The organism is Sutterella sp. (assembly GCF_052272535.1).
Taxonomy (GTDB): Bacteria; Pseudomonadota; Gammaproteobacteria; order Burkholderiales; family Burkholderiaceae_F; genus Sutterella.
Genome location: NZ_DAVZJY010000103.1, coordinates 1 through 8,284, shown reverse-complemented (window position 1 = coordinate 8,284; position 8,284 = coordinate 1). Strand labels below are relative to the sequence as shown.

Below are 8,284 nucleotides of genomic sequence, written 5' to 3'. Positions count from 1 at the left end.
CGCCGCCGGCCTTTTTATGATTTCCGCCCCGAATCCTCCGCATCCCGAGCCAGGAAGAAAACCCATGAGCGCCTTCATCGAAGCAACGAAATGGCCGGCGGGCTTCGAGCCCGACGACACGACGTCACTCCTGCAGTGCGTGATCGTGAATGAACGCTCCGCCGCAGGCCAGTCGGTTGGGCTGCACGCACACCAGACCGGGCAGTTCGTGGTCGCGCTCTCCGGATTGGTCGGGCTCGCCTACGGGAAAAAGCGCGAAGCGCTTCCCGCCTCGTCAGCCGTCTGGGTGCCGCCGGGCATGCGGCATGAGGGCTTTCTCGGCGAGGGCGCGGTTTCGCTCTACTGCCACATCAACCCGGAGTGGGCGGACATGATGCCCGCGGAGCTCCTGCGTCTGCAGCTCTCGCCCATGGTGATCGAGATGCTCAAGCGCTTCGCCGTCCTTCCGCGGCGCTATCCCGAAAAAAGCCACGAAGCGCGGCTCGCCGCCGTGCTCTTTGAAGAGCTCGCCGCCGCACCGAAGCTCCAGATCGGCTTCGCGCCGCTGCCCGAGCACCCGGAACTGAAGCGCATCGTCGAAAAAATCGTGAGCGATCCGCAGCTCTCGCGGCCGGTGGCCGACTGGGCCGCGGAGGCGGCGATGAGCACGCGCACGCTCTCACGTCTGGTGCTGCGCGAAACGGGCCTCTCCTTCGGCGTCTGGCGGCTGCGTATCGCGATGCTTTCGGCCGCGCAGATGCTGCTTGCGGGCGAGCACGCCGAAGTCGCCGCCGCGCGCCTCGGCTATGCGACGCCCTCGGCCTTCTCGAGCGCCTTCCGGCGGATTTTCGGTGTCTCGCCGAGCGCTTTTCGCGAAAGCGGTCGCGTAGAACGCGCCGCAGCCCCCTGATCCGCCGGAAGGGCCCTCATGCCTCACGCAGACACGCCTCCCACACCAAAGCGCAGGAAGGCGCGCTTCTCCTGCGGCTCAGACCGCCCGCCTCATTGAGAGCGGGCGCTCACTCCTCTTTGTTCTCCTCCGCATCCCTCCCGCCGAAGGCGACCGCCCAGGCGTGATGGAAGAGTTCGGGGCCCTCGCGGCGGATGGCCGCGGGGTCGGCGAGCGTGCGCCGCCAGGCGCGCGCGCCGGGGAGCCCCTGACAGAGGCCGTTGAGGTGCCGCGCGAAGGCCCGGAGCGCGTGTTCGTCGTCCGCCCAATGTGCCTTCACCTCCTCGGTGACGGCGTCGATCACGCAGAGGCGCGTGATGCTCTTCGGTTCGCCGAAGAGCGTCTCATCCACGTCCGCGAGCATCCACGGGTTCTGGTAGGCCGCACGCCCGACCATCACGCCGTCGAGCCCCGCGTCGATCAGTTCCTTCGACTCGCCCACAGACGTGATGCCGCCGTTCAGGACGAACGTGCAGTCGGGGAAGTCGCGCTTCAACTGGTACGCCGCCTCCCTCTTGAGGGGCGGCACCTCGCGGTTTTCCTTGGGCGAGAGGCCCTGGAGCCAGGCGCTCCTCGCATGGACGATGAAGACGCGGCAGCCCGCCTCCCTCACCTCGCCCACGAAGTCGCGCACGAACGCATAGTCGTCGCGGCGGTCGACGCCGATGCGGTGCTTCACCGTGACGGGGCGGTCGGTCTCGCTCATCATCGCGCGCACGCATTGGGCGACGAGCTTGGCGTCGAGCATGAGGCACGCGCCGAAGCTTCCCTTCTGCACGCGCGGCGAGGGGCAGCCGCAGTTGAGGTTGTATTCGTCGTACCCCCAGGCGGAGGCGGTCTTGACCGAGAAGGCGAGTTCGGCGGGGTCCGAGCCTCCGAGCTGGAGCGCGACGGGGTGCTCCGCGGGCGAGAAGCCGAGGAGCGCCTCGCGGTCCCCGAACCGGATCGCGCCCGTGGTCACCATCTCGGTGTAGAGCCGCGCACGGCGCGAGAGGAGCCGGTGGAAGTACCGGCAGTGGCGGTCCGTCCAGTCGAGCATCGGCGCCACGGTGAAGCGCCAGGGGGAGCGGGTGTCGGGTGTCGTCATGGTCGTGAAAATGAGGCGGAAAGGAAAAAGCGCCCGGGCCGAAGGTGTCGGTCGGGCGCTTCTTTTTGGGGAAGAGGAGCTTCGCAGCGGAAGGATCTACTCCGCCGCGGGATGGTCGCCGTCCACGTAGAGCCACCGGCCCGCGTCATCGCGCCGGAAGCGCGAGTGCTCGGTCATCCGGAAGGCGCCCTGAGCGGTGCGGCCCACGGCGGTGAAGTCCACCCAACCGGTGCGGCCGTCCGCCGCCGTGCCCGAGGCCTTCACCTCGAGCCGGAGCCACTTCGGGCGCGCTTCGCCCGGCGCGAAGAGCTCCGCGGGCCGGGTTTCGGGCGCCCAGGTGGCGAGCACGTAGGCGTCGTCACCCAAGGCATAGGCTGTGAAGCGGCTGCGCATCAGGGACTCCGGGTCCGGCGCCCCAAGGGGCGCCGCGCCGCCCGTGAGCCAGCGGGCACAGCACTCGGGCGCGGGTCGTCCGCTGCCGCAGGGGCAGAGAACGGTCTTCGCGCCGCGGGGCTTCTTAGCCAAACTCCTTCTCCTCGGCGCGGGCGGCGCGCTTGCGCTCGAAGTCCTTGAGGAAGCGCTTGCGCAGACGGATCGTCTTCGGCGTGATCTCCACGAGTTCGTCGTCGTTGATGAACTCGACGGCCGATTCGAGCGTGAGCTTCACCGGGGGAACCAGGCGGATCGCCTCGTCCGAGCCCGAGGCGCGGATATTGGTGAGCTGCTTGCAGCGGATCGGGTTCACGACGATGTCGTTCTCACGCGAATGCTCGCCGATGATCATGCCCTCGTAGAGCTTGTCGCCGGGGCTCACGAAGAGGCGGCCGCGTTCCTGGATCTTCCAGAGGGCGTAGGCCACGGCCTCGCCGTCGTCCTGCGAGATGATGACGCCCGAGCGCCGTTCGCCCACGTCGCCCGTCTTGATCGGACCGTAGTCGTCGAAGACGTGGCTCATGATGCCCGTGCCGCGGCACATCGTCATGAACATGCTCTGGAAGCCGATCAGACCGCGCGCGGGGATGCGGTACTCGAGGCGCACGCGGCCCTTGCCGTCGGGCTGCATGTCCTGGAGGTCGCCGCGGCGGCGGCCGAGCTCCTCCATCACCGCACCCTGGTGCTCCTCCTCGACGTCCACCGTGAGGAGTTCATAGGGCTCCATCTTGACGCCGTCGACTTCCTTGAGCAGCACGCGGGGACGCGACACGGCGAGTTCGTAGCCCTCGCGGCGCATGTTCTCAAGAAGAATCGTGAGGTGCAGTTCGCCGCGGCCGGCGATCTCCCAGACCGTCTCGTCGGCGGTCGGGCGCATGCGCATGGCGACGTTGGACTTCAACTCGCGTTCGAGACGCTCGCGGATCTGACGCGACGTGACGAACTTGCCTTCGCGGCCGGCGAGCGGCGACGTGTTCACCTGGAAGTTCATCGTCAGGGTCGGTTCGTCGACCTTGAGCATCGGAAGGGCTTCAGGCTGGTCCTTGTCCGTGATGGTCGTGCCGATGTCGAGGTCTTCGATGCCGGTGACGAGGATGATGTCGCCCGCCTGGGCTTCGGCGACTTCCTTGCGCTGCAGGCCCTCAAACTCGAGGATCTGGTTGATCTTCGCGCGGCGCGGCGCGGCGTCCGGGCCGTTCATGATCGCCACTTCGGAGTTCGGATAGATGCGGCCGCGGTGCACGCGGCCCACGCCGATCTTGCCGACGTAGGTCGAGTAGTCGAGCGAGCAGATCTGCAGCATCAGCGGGCCGTCGGGATTGTCGTCGCGCACCGGGACGTACTTGATCACGGTGTCGAAGACGGCGCGCATGTTGCCGATCTTCTTGAGTTCCTCAACGTCCTCGGTGTAGCCCGCGAAGCCGTTCAGGGCCGAGGCGTAGATCACCGGGAAGTCGAGCTGATCTTCGGTGGCGCCCAACTTGTCGAAGAGGTCGAAGGTCTGGTTGAGGACCCAGTCCGGACGGGCGCCCGGGCGGTCGATCTTGTTGATCACGACGATGGGCTTGAGGCCCTGGGCGAGCGCCTTGCGGGTGACGAAGCGCGTCTGCGGCATCGGGCCTTCAACGGCGTCGACGAGCAGCAGCACGCCGTCGACCATCGAGAGCACGCGCTCCACCTCGCCGCCGAAGTCGGCGTGGCCCGGGGTGTCGATGATGTTGATGTGCACGCCTTCGTATTCGACCGCGCAGTTCTTCGCGAGAATCGTGATGCCGCGTTCGCGTTCGATGGCGTTGGAGTCCATCACGCGTTCTTCAACCTGCTGGTTTTCGCGGAAGGTGCCGGCGCACTGCAGGAGACGGTCGACCATCGTGGTCTTGCCGTGGTCGACGTGCGCGATGATCGCTATGTTGCGGATAGCTCGAGTCATGGGAGTCTGGATGAATGGAAGTTTTTGTTTGTCGGATCAATGTGCGATGAGCCGCTCGGGCTGGAGCACGCCGCGGTCGGAGACGACCGCCGTGCCGAGGAGTCCTGCGGCGGGACCATAGACGCGTACGCGTCCCCGGGTCCCTAGGCCGAGCGCCAGGCGCTGGCCGAGGAGAAAGCGCGCTTCATCCGCCGCCGTGAGGTCGATGCGGGCGAGCGTGGTGATCAGGGCGTCTGCGGGCGTGAGTTTACCGCGCGCCGCCTCGGGCGTGCCGAGTGCGCGGAGGTTTTCGAGCGTGACGGCCCCGTCGAGCGTGAGGTGCCCGACGCGGGTGCGCCGCAGGGCCGTCAGGTGCGCCCCGCACCCGAGCGCGCGGCCGATGTCCTCGGCGAGCACGCGGATGTAGGTGCCCTTCGAGACGAGAGTCTTCATCGTGAAGGACGTGCCGTCGAAGTCGGACGCCTCGATCGAAAGCACGCGCACGCGGCGCGGCGCGCGCTCGACCACTTCGCCCCGGCGGGCGAGCTTGTAGAGGCAGACGCCGTCCTTTTTGAGGGCCGAGTGCATCGGCGGAATCTGCTCGATCTCGCCCAGGAAACCGCGGGCGGCGGCCTCGATGCGCTCGAGCGTCACGCCCTCGACGGGGCGGCGCTCGACGACTTCGCCCTCGGCGTCGCCCGTGTCGGTCACCTCGCCCAACTTCACGCGGGCCTCATAGCCCTTGTCGGCGTTCAGAAGGTCGGCGGAAAACTTCGTCGCGTCGCCGAAGCAGACCGGCAGCAGCCCCGTCGCCATCGGATCGAGCGTGCCGGTGTGGCCCGCCTTCTGCGCGTTCACGAGGCGCCGGGCGATCTGCACGGCGCTGTTGGAGGAGAGCCCCCCGTCCTTGTCGAGGAGAAGGACCGCGTTGATCGGGTCGCCCTTCTTCGTCTTTGCCATGGCGCGCGGATCCTCTTTATTCGGCCTTCTCAGCCTTTTCAAACTTTTCAGCCTGTTCGGCGGCGGGCGCCGCCGCCTCGGTCTCGGCGATGGCGCGCTTGATGAGGGCGTCCATCTGGAAGCCGTGCACGACGCTCGTATCGAGCGCGAAGTGCAGCGTCGGCACCGTGTGGATGCGCAGCTTCTTGAAGAGAAGCCCGCGCAACATCCCCGCGGCGGCGTTGAGGCCGGCGGCGGTTTCCGCCGGGTCGGAGCCGAGCACCGTGAAGTAGACCTTCGCGTGCGCGTAGTCGGGCGTCACCTCGCACCCGGTGAGGGTGACGAGACCGACGCGCGGGTCGCGCACTTCGAGCGGGATGAGCTGCGCGAGGTCGCGCACGATCTGGTCGCCGATGCGCTGGGCGCGGCCGGGTTTGGCGTTCTTCATAAATTTCGTCCAAAAATCAACTTCCGCCCGGACGGTCGGAAGCGTCCTCAGGCGGCTTGCGCCGCGCTCTGAGGCGCTCCCGGTCGTCCGGGCGGAGGAAGGACGGCGCCCCCCTCTTCGAGGGAGGCGCGGTCCGGGTGGAAAGTCGTCTACGAGGGAGCGCGCCTTAGAGCGTGCGGGCGACTTCGGTCACTTCGAAGACTTCGAGCTGATCGTTCACCTTGATGTCTTCATAGCCCTTGAGCGAGAGGCCGCACTCGTTGCCGGCCTTCACCTCGCGCACGTCGTCCTTGAAGTGCTTGAGGCTCGCGAGCTCGCCCGTCCAGACGACCACGTTGTCGCGCAGCAGGCGCACCTGCGCGGAGCGGCGCACGAGGCCTTCGAGGACGCGGCAGCCGGCGATGTTGCCCACCTTCGGCACGCGGATGATCTGGCGGATCTCGACGAGGCCGAGAGGCGTCTCGCGGCGCTCGGGCGAAAGCATGCCCGACAGGGCCGCCTTCACGTCGTCCACGGCGTCGTAGATGATGTTGTAGTAGCGGATGTCGACGGACTCCTGTTCAGCGAGCTTCCTCGCCTGCGCGTCCGCACGGACGTTGAAGCCGATGATCACGCCCTTCGAAGCCGACGCGAGGTTCACGTCCGACTCGGAGATGCCGCCCACGGCCGCGTGCACGACGTTCACGCGCACCTCGTTGTTCGAGAGCTGCGTGAGGGCGTGGATGAGCGCCTCCTGCGAGCCCTGGACGTCGGCCTTGATGATGAGCGGGAGCGTCTTCACCTCGCCCTCGCCCACGTCGGCGAAGAGGTTCGCGAGGTTCGTCGCATGCTGCTTGGCGAGCTTCGTGTCGCGGTACTTGCCCTGACGGAAGAGGGCGATTTCACGCGCCTTCCTTTCGTCGGCGAGCGAGATCACCTCGTCGCCCGCCTGCGGGACGCCCGAGAGGCCCTGGATTTCGACCGGGATCGACGGGCCGGCGGTGTTCTGCGCCTTGCCGAGCTCGTTGATCATCGCGCGCACGCGGCCGAATTCGGCGCCCACGAGCACCACGTCGCCGCGGTGCAGCGTGCCCGACTGCACGAGGATCGAGGCGACCGGGCCGCGGCCCTTGTCGAGGCGCGACTCGATCACGAGGCCCTTGGCTGGACCTTCGTCCGGAGCCTGGAGGTCGAGCATCTCGGCCTGCAGCAGCACGTTCTCAAGGAGTTCGTCCACGCCCTGGCCGGTCTTGGCGGACACGGGGCAGAACGGCACGTCGCCGCCGTACTCCTCGGGGATCACGCCCGCCTGGACGAGCTCCTGCTTCACGCGCTCGGGGTTCGCCTCGGGCTTGTCGATCTTGTTGATCGCGACGACGAGCGGAACGCCCGCGGCGCGCGAGTGCGAGATCGCCTCCTGCGTCTGGGGCATCACGCCGTCGTCGGCCGCCACCACGAGAATCACGATGTCGGTCGCCTGGGCGCCGCGGGCGCGCATGGCCGTGAAGGCTTCGTGGCCCGGGGTGTCGAGGAATGTGATGATGCCGCGCGGCGTCTTCACGTGGTACGCACCGATGTGCTGCGTGATGCCGCCCGCTTCACCCGCGGCGACCTTGGCGCGGCGGATGTAGTCGAGCAGCGACGTCTTGCCGTGGTCGACGTGGCCCATGATGGTGACCACCGGGGGACGGGGCTTCTCGGGATAGTCGTGCTTCTCCTCGATTTCGCCGAGGTAGGCTTCCGGATCGTCCGCCTTCGCGGCCGTCGCCTTGTGGCCCATCTCCTCGACGACGATCATCGCCGTCTCCTGGTCGAGCATCTGGTTGATCGTGACCATCTGGCCCATCTGCATCAGGGTCTTGATCACTTCGGTCGCCTTGACGCTCATCTTGTGGGCGAGATCGGCCACGGAGATCGTCTCGGGGACCTGCACCTCACGTACCACGGGTTCGACGGCCTGCTGCACGGGGGCGTCCTGACGATGGCGGTCCTGGCTGCGGCGGCCGCGCGCGGTGCGCCAGCCCGAGCCGGAGCCCTCCTCCTCGACGCCGCCGCGGGTCTTGAGGCCGCGGCCCTTCCTGTCGTCGTCCTGCCAGTCGCCCGCGCGCCGAGCGCCCTTCTTGTCCCCGTGACCGCGCTTGTCGCCCGAATTGGCGGGCGCGGCGGCCGGACGCGTCGCGTTGTTGCGGCGCGGCTGGTTCTTGTCGGCGGCGGCCTTCTTCTCGGCGGGAGCCGCCTTCTTCTCGGCGGGCTTCTCCTCGACCTTGGGCTTCTCCTCCTTCACGGGCTTCTTCGCCGTGAGGACGCCGGCCTTGCGGTTCATCATCTCGCGGATGCGGCGGGCCTCCTCCTCGGCCTTGCGGCGGGCGGCGGCGCGGCGCTCGTTTTCGGCGGCCTGCTGCTCGATCCTCTGCGCGGTCGCCTGCGCGACCTCCGCCTCGAGCTTCGCTTTTTCGGCTTCGCGGCGGGCGGCCTTCAGCGCGGCCTCGTCGGCCGACTTCTTCGCGGCCTCCTCGCGGGCCTTCGCCTCGGCGGCGGCGCGCTGGGCGGCGGCCGCACGTT

The 8,284-nt window shown here is 68.1% G+C and carries 7 protein-coding genes; 1 reads left to right on the top strand and 6 read right to left on the bottom strand.

Annotation, left to right across the window (positions count from 1 at the left end):
* Window positions 1–64: 64 nt before the first annotated feature.
* Window positions 65–889 (top strand): AraC family transcriptional regulator, encoded by an 825-nt coding sequence (locus ACT6Y9_RS06570; RefSeq protein WP_443743931.1) that lies wholly within the window; start codon window positions 65–67, stop codon window positions 887–889.
* A gap of 109 nt (window positions 890–998) precedes the next feature.
* Here the strand turns inward: ACT6Y9_RS06570 and dusA are convergent, their stop codons facing one another.
* The 6 genes from dusA to infB all read right to left on the bottom strand — a co-directional run.
* Entirely contained in the window at window positions 999–2,015 is a 1,017-nt protein-coding gene (gene dusA / locus ACT6Y9_RS06565; protein WP_443743930.1) for a tRNA dihydrouridine(20/20a) synthase DusA, read from the bottom strand.
* A gap of 96 nt (window positions 2,016–2,111) precedes the next feature.
* Window positions 2,112–2,540 (bottom strand): YchJ family protein, encoded by a 429-nt coding sequence (locus ACT6Y9_RS06560; RefSeq protein ID WP_295480536.1) that lies wholly within the window; start codon window positions 2,538–2,540, stop codon window positions 2,112–2,114.
* Window positions 2,533–4,377, bottom strand: a complete 1,845-nt coding sequence (gene typA / locus ACT6Y9_RS06555) for a translational GTPase TypA (RefSeq protein ID WP_295480534.1) — start codon at window positions 4,375–4,377, stop codon at window positions 2,533–2,535. The genes ACT6Y9_RS06560 and typA overlap by 8 nt, the downstream gene beginning before the upstream one ends.
* A gap of 36 nt (window positions 4,378–4,413) precedes the next feature.
* Window positions 4,414–5,316: a tRNA pseudouridine(55) synthase TruB gene (gene truB / locus ACT6Y9_RS06550; RefSeq protein WP_295480532.1), complete on the bottom strand. Its 903-nt coding sequence runs from the start codon at window positions 5,314–5,316 to the stop codon at window positions 4,414–4,416.
* Between the two features lie 16 nt (window positions 5,317–5,332).
* Window positions 5,333–5,743: a 30S ribosome-binding factor RbfA gene (gene rbfA, locus ACT6Y9_RS06545; protein ID WP_295480530.1), complete on the bottom strand. Its 411-nt coding sequence runs from the start codon at window positions 5,741–5,743 to the stop codon at window positions 5,333–5,335.
* Between the two features lie 166 nt (window positions 5,744–5,909).
* A partial coding sequence (gene infB, locus ACT6Y9_RS06540; RefSeq protein WP_443743929.1) for a translation initiation factor IF-2 occupies window positions 5,910–8,284 on the bottom strand: 2,375 nt, incomplete at its 5' end.

Bases quoted from the DNA above. Each gene is read 5' to 3' on its own strand.
- truB (WP_295480532.1), bottom strand. From the start codon at position 5,316: ATGGCAAAGACGAAGAAGGGCGACCCGATCAACGCGGTCCTTCTCCTC.
- rbfA (WP_295480530.1), bottom strand. From the start codon at position 5,743: ATGAAGAACGCCAAACCCGGCCGCGCCCAGCGCATCGGCGACCAGATC.
- ACT6Y9_RS06570 (WP_443743931.1), top strand. From the start codon at position 65: ATGAGCGCCTTCATCGAAGCAACGAAATGGCCGGCGGGCTTCGAGCCC.
- dusA (WP_443743930.1), bottom strand. From the start codon at position 2,015: ATGACGACACCCGACACCCGCTCCCCCTGGCGCTTCACCGTGGCGCCG.
- typA (WP_295480534.1), bottom strand. From the start codon at position 4,377: ATGACTCGAGCTATCCGCAACATAGCGATCATCGCGCACGTCGACCAC.